The organism is Rhodoglobus galactosidasius (genome assembly GCF_054957775.1).
Window position 1 is genome coordinate 322,039 of the sequence record NZ_JBQIAV010000001.1, and the last position, 15,782, is coordinate 337,820.

General features: G+C 60.9%; 17 protein-coding genes and 3 tRNA genes. 4 read left to right on the top strand and 16 right to left on the bottom strand.

Annotated features, from left to right (window positions below; translation table 11 throughout):
• Window positions 1-23: 23 nt before the first annotated feature.
• From panC to tilS, 13 genes are all read right to left on the bottom strand, one after another.
• Window positions 24-887 carry a pantoate--beta-alanine ligase gene (gene panC / locus ACTJJW_RS01645; RefSeq protein ID WP_462642253.1) on the bottom strand — a complete coding sequence of 288 codons (864 nt, stop codon included), beginning with the start codon at window positions 885-887 and terminating at the stop codon, window positions 24-26.
• A complete protein-coding gene (locus ACTJJW_RS01650) occupies window positions 884-1,648 on the bottom strand; it encodes a DUF2520 domain-containing protein (protein WP_462642254.1) in 765 nt (254 codons plus the stop codon). Before ACTJJW_RS01650 ends, panC begins: the two co-directional genes overlap by 4 nt.
• Window positions 1,648-3,372, bottom strand: a complete 1,725-nt coding sequence (locus ACTJJW_RS01655; protein ID WP_462642256.1) for a PH domain-containing protein — start codon at window positions 3,370-3,372, stop codon at window positions 1,648-1,650. Before ACTJJW_RS01655 ends, ACTJJW_RS01650 begins: the two co-directional genes overlap by 1 nt.
• Window positions 3,369-3,854 carry a PH domain-containing protein gene (locus ACTJJW_RS01660; protein ID WP_462642257.1) on the bottom strand — a complete coding sequence of 162 codons (486 nt, stop codon included), beginning with the start codon at window positions 3,852-3,854 and terminating at the stop codon, window positions 3,369-3,371. Before ACTJJW_RS01660 ends, ACTJJW_RS01655 begins: the two co-directional genes overlap by 4 nt.
• Window positions 3,851-4,336, bottom strand: coding sequence for a DUF3180 domain-containing protein (locus ACTJJW_RS01665; RefSeq protein WP_462642258.1), 486 nt, complete (start codon window positions 4,334-4,336; stop codon window positions 3,851-3,853). Before ACTJJW_RS01665 ends, ACTJJW_RS01660 begins: the two co-directional genes overlap by 4 nt.
• Window positions 4,333-4,863, bottom strand: coding sequence for a 2-amino-4-hydroxy-6-hydroxymethyldihydropteridine diphosphokinase (gene folK, locus ACTJJW_RS01670; protein ID WP_462642260.1), 531 nt, complete (start codon window positions 4,861-4,863; stop codon window positions 4,333-4,335). The genes ACTJJW_RS01665 and folK overlap by 4 nt, the downstream gene beginning before the upstream one ends.
• Window positions 4,860-5,279 (bottom strand): dihydroneopterin aldolase, encoded by a 420-nt coding sequence (gene folB / locus ACTJJW_RS01675; protein WP_462642262.1) that lies wholly within the window; start codon window positions 5,277-5,279, stop codon window positions 4,860-4,862. The genes folK and folB overlap by 4 nt, the downstream gene beginning before the upstream one ends.
• The gene (gene folP, locus ACTJJW_RS01680; RefSeq protein WP_462642263.1) at window positions 5,276-6,085 is read right to left on the bottom strand and encodes a dihydropteroate synthase; all 810 of its coding nucleotides are present in this window, start codon (window positions 6,083-6,085) and stop codon (window positions 5,276-5,278) included. The genes folB and folP overlap by 4 nt, the downstream gene beginning before the upstream one ends.
• A gap of 10 nt (window positions 6,086-6,095) precedes the next feature.
• On the bottom strand, window positions 6,096-6,680 hold the full coding sequence (folE, locus tag ACTJJW_RS01685) for a GTP cyclohydrolase I FolE (RefSeq protein WP_462642265.1): 585 nt from the start codon (window positions 6,678-6,680) through the stop codon (window positions 6,096-6,098).
• Window positions 6,681-6,687: 7 nt separating this feature from the next.
• Window positions 6,688-8,688 (bottom strand): ATP-dependent zinc metalloprotease FtsH, encoded by a 2,001-nt coding sequence (ftsH, locus tag ACTJJW_RS01690; RefSeq protein WP_462642266.1) that lies wholly within the window; start codon window positions 8,686-8,688, stop codon window positions 6,688-6,690.
• A gap of 164 nt (window positions 8,689-8,852) precedes the next feature.
• On the bottom strand, window positions 8,853-10,286 hold the full coding sequence (locus ACTJJW_RS01695) for a serine hydrolase domain-containing protein (RefSeq protein WP_462642267.1): 1,434 nt from the start codon (window positions 10,284-10,286) through the stop codon (window positions 8,853-8,855).
• A gap of 10 nt (window positions 10,287-10,296) precedes the next feature.
• The gene (hpt, locus tag ACTJJW_RS01700) at window positions 10,297-10,848 is read right to left on the bottom strand and encodes a hypoxanthine phosphoribosyltransferase (RefSeq protein WP_462642269.1); all 552 of its coding nucleotides are present in this window, start codon (window positions 10,846-10,848) and stop codon (window positions 10,297-10,299) included.
• The gene (tilS, locus tag ACTJJW_RS01705; protein ID WP_462642271.1) at window positions 10,838-11,893 is read right to left on the bottom strand and encodes a tRNA lysidine(34) synthetase TilS; all 1,056 of its coding nucleotides are present in this window, start codon (window positions 11,891-11,893) and stop codon (window positions 10,838-10,840) included. The genes hpt and tilS overlap by 11 nt, the downstream gene beginning before the upstream one ends.
• Before the next feature lie 48 nt (window positions 11,894-11,941).
• Here tilS and ACTJJW_RS01710 point away from each other — a divergent pair, with 48 nt between their 5' ends.
• Entirely contained in the window at window positions 11,942-12,433 is a 492-nt protein-coding gene (locus ACTJJW_RS01710; protein WP_462642272.1) for an inorganic diphosphatase, read from the top strand.
• Between the two features lie 91 nt (window positions 12,434-12,524).
• On the opposite strand, the gene ACTJJW_RS01715 is transcribed toward ACTJJW_RS01710, so the two are convergent.
• Window positions 12,525-13,862, bottom strand: coding sequence for a peptidoglycan DD-metalloendopeptidase family protein (locus tag ACTJJW_RS01715; RefSeq protein ID WP_462642273.1), 1,338 nt, complete (start codon window positions 13,860-13,862; stop codon window positions 12,525-12,527).
• A 258-nt stretch (window positions 13,863-14,120) separates the two neighbouring features.
• Here ACTJJW_RS01715 and ACTJJW_RS01720 point away from each other — a divergent pair.
• The 3 genes from ACTJJW_RS01720 (at window position 14,121) to ACTJJW_RS01730 (ending at window position 14,449) form a co-directional block, all read left to right on the top strand.
• Window positions 14,121-14,196 (top strand) — tRNA-Glu (locus tag ACTJJW_RS01720).
• A gap of 25 nt (window positions 14,197-14,221) precedes the next feature.
• Window positions 14,222-14,295 (top strand) — tRNA-Asp (locus tag ACTJJW_RS01725).
• Between the two features lie 78 nt (window positions 14,296-14,373).
• Window positions 14,374-14,449, top strand: a tRNA-Phe gene (locus tag ACTJJW_RS01730).
• A 101-nt stretch (window positions 14,450-14,550) separates the two neighbouring features.
• Here the strand turns inward: ACTJJW_RS01730 and ACTJJW_RS01735 are convergent.
• Both ACTJJW_RS01735 and lgt read right to left on the bottom strand, forming a co-directional pair.
• Window positions 14,551-14,823, bottom strand: a complete 273-nt coding sequence (locus tag ACTJJW_RS01735) for a hypothetical protein (RefSeq protein ID WP_462642274.1) — start codon at window positions 14,821-14,823, stop codon at window positions 14,551-14,553.
• An 83-nt stretch (window positions 14,824-14,906) separates the two neighbouring features.
• Complete coding sequence (lgt, locus tag ACTJJW_RS01740; RefSeq protein WP_462642275.1) at window positions 14,907-15,749, bottom strand: prolipoprotein diacylglyceryl transferase; 843 nt, start codon at window positions 15,747-15,749, stop codon at window positions 14,907-14,909.
• Between the last annotated feature and the right edge of the window lie 33 nt (window positions 15,750-15,782).

Consider the following 15,782-nt stretch of genomic DNA (forward strand, 5'->3'; position numbering starts at 1 on the left):
GCGCCGCGAAGTCAGCCCAAAAACTAGCCGACGTAGAGCGAAGAGTTGTCGATCAGGCGAGTGTCTCCCACGCGTGCAGCGACGATCGCCGTAGCCGGTCCGCGGAAGCCATCGGGCACCGGCATGAACGAGTCGGTGTCGACAACGGAGAAGTAGTCGAGCTCGGCCCGAGACTCCCCCATGAGTGCACCCTGCGCTGCCGCAATCACTGCATCGAGCCCACTGTCGGCGGCCGAGGATGCAGCCTTCAGCGCGGTCGACAGGATGGTTGCTGCTTCTCGCTGGCTGGCATCCAAGAACTGGTTGCGGCTTGAGAGCGCGAGGCCGTCGTCGTCGCGAACTGTTTCGATGATCTCCATACGCACCGGGATGTTGAGGTCGGTGATCATGCGGCGAACCAGGAACAGTTGCTGGGCATCCTTCTGGCCGAAAGTCACGAACTGCGGTGTGATGATCGCGAGCAGTTTCGCTACAACAGTGAGCACACCGTCGAAGTGACCGGCGCGCGTCTTGCCCTCGAACATGCTGCCGATCTGTCCAGCGGAAATCGTGGTGGAGGTCGCCCCCTTCGGGTACATCTCCTCAACACTCGGCGCAAACACGTAGGGAACACCGAGCTCGCCGAGCATGGCGAGGTCTTCGTCCATAGTGCGGGGATACTTGTCGAGATCTTCACTCACACCGAACTGGGTCGGGTTCACAAAGATCGACACAATGCGTACATCGGCGAGTTCTGCCGCCCGCTCCACATGAGCCGCGTGTCCGGCGTGCAAGGCGCCCAGCGTTGGAGTCAGTGCGATCGTGCGACCGGCGCCACGCTCATGGGCGACAACATCGCGCATACCGGCGACGGTCTCGATGACTTGTGGGCGGGGGTGTGAGCTCACGAGGGATCCTCCTGTGAATGGGGCCTCGAATCGGGGTCGAACGAGGATAGGTCCGTCGAGGACAGATCGAGCGTAGTCGCAGTTGCGCCCGCGAGCGCACTCTCGACCGACGACCGCAGCAGCGGACCGAGCACTCGGGCGGGGTTTTCTACACCAACGTTCTCGAGTAAACCGAGGGACTGCCCAACGATTGCCGCCGAAAAACTGGTTGCCGTGCTGACCGCTTCGGCCCACGCTGCGCGCTCGCTTTCGGCAATCACAATCGGCTCGGCACCCATCTCAACGACGAGGGCTTGAGCGATCGGCAGCACCGGCGTTGGTGCACTCACCGCGCAGTATGTTTCGTGCAGACGCGTGAGATCAAGGCTCGTTCCCGTGAACACCATTGCCGGATGTACGGCCAGCGGAATCGCGCCGGCTGCCATGGCCGGTGCAAGCGCGCCATAGCCCAGCCCCGGTGCTGTATGCAGCACGAGTTGCCCCGGCTGCCACACTCCGGCAGTGGCAAGACCACTGGCGAATGACTCGATTTCCGATTCCGGGATCGCCAGAATTACTAGCTCACTGCGCTCAACCAGAGTGGGAATATCGAGCACGGGAACGTCAGGCAAGATTGCGCTGGCACGTTCCAGGTTGCGCTCGGACGTAGCCGCGATCCCAACGACTGCATGCCCTGCGCCCGCGAGGGCAGCACCCAGAATCGGGCCAACTTTGCCCGCGCCAATGATGCCGATACCGAGTCGACCTGCTGCCTGTGCCACTAGATCTGTTCCTCGGAAGTGGGCGTGGTGGGGGCTGCGCGCGTCACGCTGATGGCAGAGCTATCGTCGGCGAACTCTCCGTGGAGCGTGGTGGAGGTTGGGGGCGTCGATGGCCCTGCGATCGCATCTTCAGCGGCCTCGGGGGCCGGGACGGGAGTGCGCTCCGCACTCCCGCTGCGCCAGCGATGGCTTGTGTCGACACTGGCTGACTGTACGGCGGTGCGCGAAACTTCGTTGAAAAACTCGATGACATCGTCGCGATCGAGTGCACCGATCGTCGCGGAGATGGGGCCGGCGACGGTGTGCACACGCAATTCCGCGAGCCCCATGCGACGCAGCAGCGGACCCTCACTCATGCTGACGCTCTGCATGCGCGCTTGAGGAACCAGCACGAGCGAACGCCAGATTGCTCCCCTTCGCAGCGCTACGGCATCCGAAATCAGGGCGTAGCCGTTGCGACGCCACGAGAACCAGCGCAGTACACTCGCCCGCTTGGGCGAGGTGATGAAGGCGCCGTCGTCGGCGTTCGCGCTGAGCCCAGCTTCAAGCAGTTCGCGTGACTGTTGATCGGCCAGGCTCGGTAAAATGAGCTGCAGAACTCGGTGCACATCGTCGATGTCACCGACTGGCAGCAAAGTCGTCTTTGCCGCTGACTCGGTGGAGCTTGACGCTTGTGACGCCGTGTTAATCTTGATCTCCCACCATCCAGCAGGTCGCCACAGCAACGGCTGCGAGACCTCAACCGCGTGGATGCGTCCGGGGGGCAACGTCTCGTTCGTTGTCGACAGGAGGCCATAGCCGATCCGAATGCCGTGCTCTGTCGATGCAATCGAGTACCGCAGCGAGCGGGTCAGCCTCGCGACGAGATAGCCGGCAAAACCGAGAACACCGGGCAGGAACACAAACAGCCAAAAATATCGGCCGGTCACCGCGATGGTCACCGCGATGCCAGTCGCAACCAGAATCGCCATGACAGTCGCTCCGCTGAAAACGAGCGAGCCGATCAGGCGCGGAATCCGGATGCGCACAATCGACTCCGGTGGAGCCGCGTTCGGGTCCAGCTCGGGAGCGAACAGTTCGCCTACTCGCCTCTCGACGAGTCCGCCCTGCTCCCCGGATGTCCGCACCTGTGCGTTTTCGGCTGCCCGCGTTCCTGACGCCAATTGTAAGATCGCGCGACGCAGATCGTCGGCACCACGTGAGCCGAGATACGCCAGCTCAACGTTGGCATCTTGGCCTGCGACATTCACTTCGAGCCTGGCCGCACCAAACAGTCGAGCGAAGAGCGGGCGCGAAATGTTGATGCCCTGGATGCGGTCGAGCCGACCGCGACGGTTGGTGCGGAACAGAATGCCGCTGCGCACCTCAACAAGCTCATCGGTGATGCGGAAGGTGTGCATCCGCCAAGAAAAATAGAACCCGGCAATGCTCAAGAGCAACACTGCGAGCACAATCAAAATCACAGGAATCAAAAGTCCAGAACGAGCAAGACGAGCTAAGGGTTCGTACTCCTGACCACCTCCGAATAGCGTCTCAATAAAGAAATCGCGTGCGTTCACGATGATCACCCCGGCAATCGCAAGAAGGGCAATTCCTCCGCGCAACAGCGGTGTCGCCGGGTGCAGCCGATGCCATTCGCCATCGGCTAGGCGTCGCGCTTCGGTCGGCAATCCGGCAATATCTGCGGCGGGCGCTACCGACTCGTCGCCGTTTAGCTCGCTCACAGCCCTGCCCTACGGCTCTCTGCCAGCGCAACGAGTGTGTCTCTCAACTCCTCGGCGTCCTGCTCGGGCAATCCAGGAATGACTACACCAGTGGATGCCGCAGCAGTCACAAATTTGAGCTCGCTGAGCCCCACAGCACGATCGAGGGGTCCCCGGTTGATGTCAACGAGTTGCATACGGCCATAGGGCACAGCAACCACGCGTCGGAACATCAGCCCGCGTCGAAACACGAGGTCATCGGCACGCAGCATGTAGCCGATTGCGCGCACCCGTCGTGGGGTGAGCAGAATGTTGATGAGGAAGATAATTCCCAGTGAGATGGGGATCGCGGCGAACCATTGAACGTCCGTCAGGAACGCAGGAATTGAGGTTGCTGCGGCCACAACCAGACCGAAGATGATGAGGCCAACGACCTCAACCACAATGTACTTGCGCGAAACTCCGCGCCACTCGGTGTCAGGTAGGTCCAGTCGCTCGGTCACGCTGCTCCTTGGGGATCCATCGGATTCTGCGACGACGAGTCTTCATCATCGGGCGGAATTGTGCACAAATGTTCGGCAACGAGTCCCGCGACCAGCAACCCTACCGCGCCGCCAGAAACGACAAAACTTGCCGTGATGGACCCCGTGTCCTGCGAAACAGTACGGCTCAGCAGGTAAACGGCGATCGCCAGAGCGCCGCCACCGAGCAGCGCCCCCGAGAAGCTTGAGGCCTTAGCCAGAACCACCACCCGCAGCGCATAAAACGGGTTGACCCGTTGGCGACGCAAACCTCGTGAGGAACGGTAGATCGGCACGGCAAGAACGACGACAACGAATGCGATGACAAACAGTGAAATCGCGAGCGAAATCGACGGAATCACAATCGGGCGCCCCGATGCCGTCAACAGCACTTCGAGTAGCCATCCCACGCCAGCGCCGACAGCCGCCAGCATGACTAGGTGCAGTGGAGAGGTGCGGCTCACCACAGTGGCTCCGCCTCAAACTCGGTTGCATCGTTCTGGATGCCGGCGAGCAGGTCAGCCGCGCGACCGAGACCGGGCAGGGTGGCACCAGGGTCGAGTTGCAGCCACGGCACAAGCACAAACGCACGCTCTGCGGCCCGCGGGTGCGGAATCGACAGCATTTCGTCATCCACCAGCAAGTGCGCAAAGGTCACAATGTCGATGTCGAGCGTGCGGTCACCCCAACGCTCTTCGCGCACACGACCGTGGTCTTTCTCGATGCGCTGTAGGTGCTCAAGCAGGGCGTGGGGCTCCAGCGCGCTGCGAGCTAACACGACCGCATTGAGGTACGCGGGTGCCGAGTGGTCAACGCCGGAAAGTTTTAGCGCTGGTGTTTGAACGAGACTGGATGCGGCATCCACTGTCACGCCTTCGAGGCGGGAGATGGCATGCACGGCATCGCGCAGGGTCAACTCGCGATCGCCCAGGTTGCTGCCGAGGGCAAGCACGAGCGGCAACTCGACTCGAAGTCGTTGCTGCCGGATCACGAGAGGCGTTGCGGATCTGCGCTAAAGCCAGCGGTGTGAGCGGAGGCTGCGCGGTGACGCGTGATGGTGACCGACACATCATCGAAGGGCACCGTGATCGGCGCCGACGGCTTGTGGATGGTGATCTTGGTGCTCACTGCTGCATCGTGGGAGAGCACAATTGTCGCGACGCGCTCGGCTACGGTTTCGATGAGATCAACCGGATTGGTTTCGACGGCGGAGACGATCTGTTCAGCTAACTCACCATAGTGGATGGTCTTGCCCAACTCATCGGTTCGTGCTGCGGTAGACAGGTCGAGGTAGACCGTCGCATCCACGATAAAGAGCTGACCGGTGCGACGCTCGTGATCGAAGACGCCATGGAAGGCGGTGGCCCGCAACCCGGTGAGAGTGATTTCGTCCAGTGCTGGGTTCATCGTTTCTTGCCCTTCTGCATCGCTGTGTACACGGAAAGTGCGACCTGTGTTGACGGTACATCGTGCACCCGCACACCCCAAGAGTTTGCCTGCGCTGCGACATTGCTGATCACTGCGGTAGCAAGGTCGCGGTCGGTGGTTGGGGCATCCGCCGGGAGAAGTTTGCCCAGAAAGCGTTTGCGCGATGCACCGATGAGGAGGGGGTAGCCGAGCGATGACAGCTCATCGAGCCTGGCAAGCAGTGCCCAGTTGTGGCGGGCCGTCTTGGCAAAGCCGAGGCCAGGATCGAGCACGATACGGTCAGGGTTGACGCCCCACACCATCATCTCGGCGAGGCGATCTTTGAGCTCGGTGCGCACATCAGTGACGACGTCGTCGTAGTGCGCCAGATCAGCCATCTCGGTACTGTGCCCACGCCAGTGCATGGCAATGTACATCAGGTCGGTTGCGGCAACAGTACGATACATCTCCGGGTCGGCAAGACCGCCAGAGACGTCGTTGATGATGGATGCACCGGCCTTCGCCGCGGCCAGTGCGGTCTCGGCATTCATCGTGTCGATGCTCACCGTCACACCCTCAGCCGTGAGCGCTTCGATCACTGGGATGACTCGGTGCTGCTCCTGAGCTGGCGGCACCCGTTCGGCACCGGGACGGGTCGACTCTCCCCCAACATCCACAATATCTGCGCCCTGATTGCGAAGCTCGAGGCCGTGCGCAATCGCCCGATCGACGTGCTCGAACTGGCCACCATCGCTAAAAGAATCGGGGGTTACATTGAGAATACCCATCACCCGAGGAACAGGCACCTGTGGCCTTCTACGCATTGCCGCCTCGACCGATGAGCGCGATCACTTCGGCGCGCTCGACCGGTTGGTTCAGCACACCCCGAGAGGCGAGCGTGACTGTTGAGCTCGAGGTCTGGCGTGATCCGCGAGCCGAGACACAGCCGTGCACAGCATCGATGACGACAAGCACCCCGCGCGGCGAGAGACCTTCGTCGATCGCGTCAGCGATCTCCTCGGTGAGGCGTTCCTGCAGTTGAGCACGCGCCGAAATCGTCTCCACTACTCTGGCGAGATTGCCGAGGCCGATGATCCGCTCATCCGGCACATAGGCCACATGCGCTACACCGAGAAACGGCAGCAGGTGGTGCTCGCACATCGACCGAAACTCGATGTCACGCAGAACCACAAGTTCGCCCGTTTGGTCGGAATTGGCGGTGAACTCGATGCTGTCGGCCAGATGGTCGAGGGCGTCTACCTGGTTGCCTGCGAAGAACTCGGAGTACGCCTCAGCGACCCGCCGCGGGGTGGCGGTGAGACCGGCCCGCGTTGGGTCTTCGCCTACGGCATCCAGAATTTCGGCTACCGCAGCTTCGATGCGTGCGACGTCGATCGACATTGTGCGCCTAGGCCGTCGCGACGCCCGGCGACTTGCGTGGCCGTGGTTTACGTGCCGGCTGTGACGGTGTGCTGTCGTCGCTCTCTGCTGCTTCACTCGCTTCGGTGCGCTTCTTGGGCACCTTCACGGGAGGCAGCTGAGAGACGGGGCGCGCGTCGCTCGAGAGCCACTGTGGGCGCTCAGGCAGCTTGGCGATGCCCGTGAAGATTTTCTCGAGCTCATTGTGATCGAGAGTCTCTTTTTCGAGCAGTTCACGAGCGAGCTTATCGAGCACCGTGCGGTTCTCGTTGAGCACGTGCCAGGCCTCGTCGTGCGCCTGGTCGATCAGTACGCGAACTTCTTCGTCGATGATCTTGGCCAGCTCGTCGGAGTATTCGCGGGTTGCACCCATGTCGCGGCCCATGAACGGTTCGGCCGATCCGGTGCCCAGCTTCACGGAACCGATTCTGGCGCTCATGCCATATTCGGTGACCATGCGGCGAGCAATCGATGTTGCCTTCTCGATGTCGTTGGATGCCCCGGTGGTCGGGTCGTGGAACACAATTTCTTCGGCAACGCGACCGCCCATCGCGTAGGCGAGTTGATCAAGCAACTCGTTGCGCGTGACGGAGTACTTGTCTTCCAGCGGCATCACCATCGTGTAGCCGAGTGCGCGACCGCGAGGAAGGATCGTGATCTTGGTGACGGGGTCGGTGTTGCGCATCGATGCTGCAGCTACCGCGTGACCACCCTCGTGGTAGGCGGTGATGAGCTTCTCTTTGTCGTTCATGAGTCGCGAACGACGCTGCGGGCCGGCCATCACACGGTCAACGGCCTCGTCGAGAGCACGGTTGTCGATGAGTTGCGCATTGGAGCGCGCCGTCAGGAGTGCTGCTTCGTTCAGTACGTTCGCGAGATCTGCACCGGTGAAGCCAGGAGTCTTGCGAGCAAGAACCTCAAGGTCAACACTGTCGGCCATGGGCTTGCCCTTGCCGTGCACCTCAAGAATCTGCTTGCGACCCTGCATGTCGGGAGCATCCACACCAATCTGGCGGTCAAAACGACCCGGGCGAAGAAGCGCGGGGTCGAGAACGTCAGGTCGGTTAGTTGCGGCAATCAGTATGACGTTCGTCTTCACGTCAAAGCCATCCATCTCAACCAAGAGCTGGTTGAGGGTCTGCTCGCGCTCATCGTTTCCGCCACCGATACCGGCACCACGGTGACGACCGACAGCATCGATCTCGTCGATGAAGATAATGGCGGGTGAATTTTGCTTGGCCTGTTCGAAGAGGTCGCGAACACGGCTCGCACCGACACCGACGAACATTTCAACGAAGTCGGAACCCGAGATTGTGTAGAACGGCACACCAGCTTCACCGGCGGTGGCTTTCGCCAACAGTGTTTTACCGGTTCCGGGAGGGCCGTACAGCAGTACGCCCTTGGGGATGCGTGCGCCAACAGCCAAGAACTTGGCCGGCTCTTTCAGGAAGTCTTTGATCTCTTCAAGCTCTTCGATGGCTTCGTCGGCACCGGCGACATCCGCAAATGTGGTCTGCGGGGTGTCTTTGCTGACCAGCTTGGCCTTCGACTTGCCAAACTGCATGACCTTGCCGCCGCCACCCTGCATGCGGCTGAAGATGAAGAAGAAGATGATGCCGATGATGAGGAACGGCAACATGATCGACAAGAACGACATAAAGAAGTTCTCTTGCGGAACCTGATCATTGAACTTCTTGACGTCTGCGCCATTGACCGCCGAAACAATCTCCGTGCCACGCGGCTCCACGTAGTAGAACTGCACCTTGGTACCGCTGTCGCCTGCCGCCTTCGAGAGTTCGAGGTCGACGCGCTGCTCGCCGTCGATGATCGTGGCTGACGTCACCGTCGAGCCCTGGAGCAGGCTGAGGCCCTGTTGCGTAGTGACCTCTTTGTAGCCCTCACCCAGAAGCAAGCTCGCTGCAATAGAGACTGCGGCGATGCCGATGATGATGTACGGAACCGGGCCGCGAAAGATGCGCTTAAAATCCATGATGTTCCGGGCCGTGTGACCCAGTACCTCTCTCTGAAGAAACGTGCTGCAAGGTTACCTTTACTGCGCTGCAAGACGACTGCGTGTTTTCCCTCGGCGTAATGCGCTGCGCGATCGAGCGTGGCCGAAACCAGCAGATGCTGCGAGCGCCTGCCCTGCCAGCCTTAGCGATTTTCGGTGGTCACTGTGAACGTTTGCACGCGCGGTGGCAGCTCGGGGCTCATCAAGATGTGGCACTTGATTCGGCCGCGTTCGCCCTCGATTGTCCAGTTGGTGACCGCGGGGGTGTCGCGGAGTTCGCGAGGCAGTTCGGTGAGTGGCGCAGCAGTGAGCGGGCCCACTTCGGCAATCGCTTTCGCGATGCCCACGATGCGTTCCTCATAGGGAACATCGAGCGCCAGATTCACTGCAGCGACAGCTTCAGCTCTGGGAGTATCCCAGTTGCGGATGAGGCCGTCGAAGACGTCGCGCGCTTCGAGTGTTTCCGGCCAAGCCGGTGCGGGCGTGGTCAGTTCGCCATAGCTGTTCAGCGCTGCCTGCAATGCCTGAGTCGCCGGGATCGAGGATGCCGCAAAAGTACCATTCTCGAACGCCACAACGCCGAGACCGGTGGGGGCATGCCAGCGCATGTGGGCGCTGAAGCCAGGGTAGCCACCCGAGTGCGACACGATCCTAGTGGTGCCCTCATCGACGAACAGGCCGTAACCATACCCGTGCGCGGTCGGCTCCGAGAACTCGGCAACCTTCGACGTGCCCTCCGGCACAACACGCTGAATCTGCTGCAGCTCGCGACGGCTGGCCGCAGACAGCGGTCCGTCTGAGGTGTCCTCGGGGTCGAGGGCACCAGCGAGCCACAGCGACCAGCGCACGAGGTCAGTCGCGGTGGAAAACAAGCCACCCATTGCAGAGAAGACTCCGGGCGCAGTGAATGGCTGAGCCTGCCACGCGCCATTCGCGAGCCGGTAACCGATGGCGACTGCGGCATCCGGGTCTTCATCGAAACGGGTGGAGGTAAGCCCGAGCGGTTCGAGAATCTCGGCCGCGATGGCGTCGACGTAGCTGCGGCCGGTGCTCTCTGCGATCACTTCGCCGAGAAGGGCGTAGCCGAGGTTCGAGTACTCGAAGCGGGTGCCTGGCGTGCTCGAATAGCGGATGCCCGTCGAGACGAACTCGTCGAGCTCAGCGCGGGTCATCTCTTCCATGCGGTCACCCCACGGGTTATCGGTGGGGAACCCGGCCGACATCGTCATGAGCATCCGCACACTCGGCGTGACCGGAGCAGCTTCGGGCGCGAGAGCCCGGAACGCGGGCACAAAGTCGGTGATGGGGGCATCGAGATTGAGCTGGCCACGATCGCGCAGGATCAGCAGCATCGTGCAGGTGAAACTCTTGGTGCACGAGGCGATGCGGAAGATTGTGTCGCGGTCGGGAGCGGTTGCGTTGCCCAACACGGTCTCGCCGAAACCGCGCTCAAGCACGATGCCATCCGCACCGAACACCGCAAAGAACGACCCCGGGGTCTTCTGCTCGGTTACCCGATTCTCAAACAGACCAATAATGTCATCGGTCGCCTGATCGATTGCTGCCTGCGCCCTCATTCAGCTGGCCCTACGCGTAGACGTGGGGTGCGAGCACTGCGACGCCGCGCAGGTTGCGGTACTTCTCGGCATAGTCGAGTCCGTAGCCCACCACGAACGCGTTGGGGATGTCAAAGCCGACGTAGCGAACATCTACCTCGACTTTGGCGGCATCCGGCTTGCGCAGCAGGGTGCAGATCTCCACGGATTCAGCACCACGGCTGCGCAGGTTGCCGAGCAACCACGAAAGCGTGAGGCCCGAGTCGATGATGTCTTCAACGATCAGCACCTTGCGGCCCTGAAGGTCGCTGTCGAGGTCTTTGAGGATACGAACGACACCCGAGGACTGCGTGCCGGCGCCGTACGAGGAGACGGCCATCCAGTCCATCTCGATCGGCAAAGCAAGTTCGCGTGCTAGGTCGGCCATCACCATGACAGCACCGCGCAGCACACCAACGAGCAGCACCTTCTCGCCCGCATAGTCGATCTCGATCTGACGCGCCATCACGGCGATCTTCTCGTGGATCTCTTCCTGGGTCAGAAGGACCTCGCTCAGGTCATCTTCGACGTCACTAAACTGCATCGCGTTCCTCACTGTGGGCCGAAAAGTGGAGAAGATTCTCTCGACGTTCAACCCTAACGCCGGGAACGTGGATCGGTCCCTGTCCCCGCCAGTCGGTGACGAGGCGTGCGATCTCCAGCGTGTGGGTGCGGCTGAGCGACACATGGAACTCGCTCAAGACCGCCAAACGAATCAAACGCTGGCGTAAGGCGGCAGGGTTTGCGGCGAGCGCCCCAACCGGCAGCGAGATTCCAGCCTCCGAAATATCGGCCAAATCTTCAGCCATTTCTTCAGCAAAGTGGTCGAGCGCTTCGGCATCTTCGCGGGCCTGGTCGGCGGTTCGCGCCAATGCTTCGCGGATGCCGGGGCCGAGTTCACTTTCCAGCAACGGCAAAATTGTCTGCCGAACCCGCACTCGCGTGTACGAGGTGTCTAGGTTGTGCGGGTCATTCCACGCCGCGATCTCGGAGTCTTGGCAAAACTGAACGGTCATGGTTCGCGGCACTGCCAAGAGCGGCCGCAGGTAGTCGCCGGTGTCGGCCGCCATGCCCTTGAGGCTGCCGGCACCACTGCCGCGGGCGAGGCCGAGCAGCACCGATTCGGCCTGATCGTCAAGCGTGTGTCCAAGCAGCACCCGCGTGGCGCCATGCTCGGCAGCGGCTTCGGCGAGCGCCGCGTAGCGTGCGTCACGGGCGGCAGACTCGGGGCCACCAGCGTCGCCAACGTGGACCGAGCGGATGTCGACGGGGTCGAGCCCTAGCTCGCGAGCCTGCTGGGCGGCGGCGGCAGCAACATCCGCTGACCCACCTTGAAGGTTGTGATTGACGATCACGGCACCGGCTCGCACGCCAGCCTTGGATGCCTCGAAGGCTGTCGCTGCCGCAAGCGCGAGAGAATCGGGGCCGCCGCTGAGGGCGACAAGCACGAGAGGTTCTGTGTCACTGGCGGCACCGACAGTCGTGGCCCCGACAGCGCTGGCGGGTGGAAGTGCGCCAAGCGCAGTGCGGACGGCGCGACGCACATCAGCGATCGCTGGGGTAAGACGGGGGCGCCGTTCGGAGTGCATCCAGTAACGTTATTGCAGCAACCCCCCAAATTTCTTAGGAGCAGCTAGATGGCCGCATACGACGTTGTCGTTGAGATTCCGCGCGGAAGCCGGAACAAGTACGAAGTTGACCACATAACCGGTCGTGTTTTTCTTGACCGCTACCTCTTTACGACCTTCGCCTACCCCACCGATTACGGCTTCTTTGAGAACACTCTCGGCCTCGACGGTGACCCCGTAGACGCTTTGATCTTGCTCGACGCCCCCACCTTCCCCGGTGTTGGCATTTCGGTGCGTCCGGTTGCGGTGCTCAACATGAGCGACGACGGCGGCATCGACTCGAAGGTCATCTGCGTTCAGGCGAAGGATCCTCGCTGGTCACACATTCAGGACCTGAATGATGTTCCCGAGTTCACGCGCCGCGAGATCGAGCACTTCTTCGAGCACTACAAGGATCTCGAGCCCGGCAAGTGGGTCACGATCGACGGTTGGGGCGACGCGGCAGAAGCTGAAGCGATCGTTGTCGCCGGCTTCGAGAAGCTCAAGGTCGAAGGCCACTAGAACTGACTCAACGAACAATGGCGGATGCTCTAGAGCATCCGCCATTGGCGTTTAAGAGTTAGTGCGACGTGTTCGGCCGCCCGAGTACGCCTTAACCGAGGCGGACGCCCCGGTTCGCCATGAACGGGACCGGGTCGGTGGTGTTCCACCCGCCGGGGCGCACCTCGAAGTGGAGGTGGCATCCGGAGGAGTTTCCGGTGTTGCCCACCTTGGCAATGTTGGTGCCGACGGCAACACTCTGTCCGTAAGAAACTCGGATGCCGCCGGGGGCGATGTGACCGTAAGCAGTGCGCAGGCCGCTGGCGTGTTCGAGGATGATGTAGTTGCCGTAGCCACCGTTCCAGCCGTATGCAGCATAAACAACGGTTCCGCTTGTCGCGGCATACATGTTGGTGCCACAGTTCGCAGCCAGGTCGACTCCCTTGTGGAAGCGGGAGCCGTATTGCGAGCTGTAACCGTAAACAGAGGAGATGTAGCCGCCTGCGGGGCGAGTCCAGCCAGACGAGCTGGACGCTGCGGGCGTGCTGCTACCCGGGTTCTGTGCGGCGGCCGCTGCTGCGGCCCTATCGGCGGCGATTTGAGCAGCCCTGGCTTCGGCTGCGGCCTTCGCGGCAGCAGCAGCGCGCGCTTCTTCGCGCTTCTTCACACCGGCCAAGTAGTCAGCTTCGGTGGTCTGGCGTGCGGCGGTGAGAGCGACGAGCTGCGCATCGAATTCGATCTTGCGCTCTTGCTGTTCGGCAACTGCCACTTCGGCTGCCTGTGCGGCCGCCTGAGCCTCAGCAAACGCCTTCTCTGCGGCGATCTTGAGCTCTTCAAGTTCTGCGCGAGCAACCTCGGCAGCATCGCTCAGCGACTGGGCGGTGTTGCGGGCTTGAACTGCACGATCAAAGAGTGCGGATGTCTGCTGTGAGATCTTCGACGACATACCCAGGTTGTAGAGGAGGGCGTCTGCGTCTTGCGAGTTGGTGAGGAGGTTGGTGGTTACGTCGCCACCGCCGGCACGCACGAGCCGCGCTGCGAGCTCGCCGATTCGCTTCTCAGATTCGTCGGCTTCGATGCTGGCGGCATCCGCCTGCTCTTGCAAAGTTTCGGTTTGGGCTGCCTTGGCCTGGTACTTGGTGTCGGCCTCTTGCCAGATATTGCCTTTTTCTTCGGCATCTTTCTGGGTTGCGGCGGCTTGGGACTCAAGCTGAACGATAGCGGCCTTGATGCGGGCGACTACCGCTTTGGTTGCGGTCTCGTCGTTGCGGGCCTCAGTGACGTCACTCCACGTTGGGTAGTCCGTGGCGGCTGTAGCCTGGCTGGTGTCGCTATAGAGCGTGCCCCCCAGAACTAGGCTGAGCACGGCAGTGAAGCCGACAACTCGAAAAATTAGTGAGCGCAGCGTGAGCTTTGCTCCGGTCCCCCGACTCGCATGCGTGACGTTCATTGTTCCCCTAAACCATGTTGAGCGCTGACTAATGGCCATTAGTCACAGCAATAACATTGACCACACTAGCAACAGGTGACCCAAAAGTCTCAACCTTTCCCTGAACGTAGTATCTGATCACCCCAGAGTCGAGTACATTTAGGGCTGTTGGAAAACATGGTTTTTGCGCGATGCCAAGTTGGCTGCTTCTCAGTTTGGTAAATCACGAAAATCACCGTATGCTTTTCCCTCGGTAGCTAAGAAGTTCTGTGACTTCTCGGCCCCATCGTTTAGTGGCCTAGGACACCGCCCTTTCACGGCGGCAGCACGGGTTCGAATCCCGTTGGGGTCACCAGACAAAACACAGAATTAAATAGCTAGGCCCTGTAGCGCAGTTGGTTAGCGCGCCGCCCTGTCACGGCGGAGGTCGCCGGTTCAAGTCCGGTCAGGGTCGCAAACAGAACGCCTCTTCGAAAGGAGGGGCTTTTTCTGTAGTAGGGGGAAACCCTTGCGAGTAAGAGACAACTCTTACGGCTCTGTAGCTCAGTTGGTAGAGCGCACGACTGAAAATCGTGAGGTCACGGGATCGACGCCCGTCGGAGCCACCACAGAATTGCCCAGGGTGCGGAGGAACGCCGGAAGGTCGCCGTTCGATGAAGGCGACCGTCCAGAACTCCACTTCTCTAGCGTCGCTGGACGCTCCGGTTTCTCAGGTTTTGGGCTTTGACTTGGGACGCTCACGACCGGCGAGCATCGCACCAACGATGAGCAGAATGGCTCCCATCGGGTAACCCGCCGCCAGATCCAGCCAGCCTGGAGGCTGCCCCGGACCGAACGCCTCAAGGTGAGCGAGCCAGTGCGACACTGCTACGAGAACACCGGCAAGCATGACGGCTTGACCGATTCGCACCAAACGTCGATGTTGAGACCAGCTCTTCTCTGCGTCGTACGCCGCGGGATCCTTCTTGTTATTTGAACTCATACTGCTGCCTTACCTTTCTCTGCAAAGTGATCGGATTGGTTGTTGGTCGCTCTCATCCGCATCGTCCTTGGCGAGTGTGATGGTTATTCAAGAATCTCGTCCTGGATCGTACTGGGCACTTTGTTTTTACGGCTCAGGGAGAACGCAATAATGCAGGCCCCGACTATTGCGGCCACTATCGCCGTGATGATGTTGATCTTCACTCCAAGCAGCTCGAATTCTGTCGGGTCTAGACGGAAGGATTCGAACCAAGCTCGGCCAATTCCATACCAGATGAAATAGGTTCCAATCGCGACTCCGGCGCTACGGCGGGTGGCCCGTTCTACCCCGAGGAGCACAGCTATCCCGACAAGGTTCCACAACATCTCATAGAGGAATAGCGGATGGAAAAGGGTGTCCACAGGGAGACCGTCTGGGATGGCCGGATTGTTCGCGTCAATCTGAAGTCCCCACGGCAGAGTAGTCGGGGTCCCAAACAACTCTTGGTTGAAATAGTTGCCGATGCGCCCGATTACCTGAGCCAGAAGAAGACCAGGAGCGAGCGCGTCGGCAAACGCAACGAACGATACTCCGGAGCGCCGTGCCCCGATCCATGCACCGAGAGCGCCGAACGTGATCGACCCAAAAATAGCCAATCCACCTTCCCACACGTAAAACACCCTGAACAGATCAGCACCCGCATAGAAGTAGTCGCCCGGGTGGGTGAACACGTGGTAGAGCCGTCCGCCAAGTATTCCGATCGGTACGGCCCACGTAGCGATGTCTAAGGCAACACCACTGGGTATGTCCAGCCAGCGCATTCGCCGCCCGGCGATAACTGTCGCTGCGGCAATAGCTGCAAGCATGAGTAGCGCGTAGAAGTAGATCCGTATCGGTCCCAGGTCAATGAAGCTGATATCAGGACTGGGAATGGCTAGAGGCAACATAAGTTGGTTTTCTCTTCCTGTGGATGGGTTGTG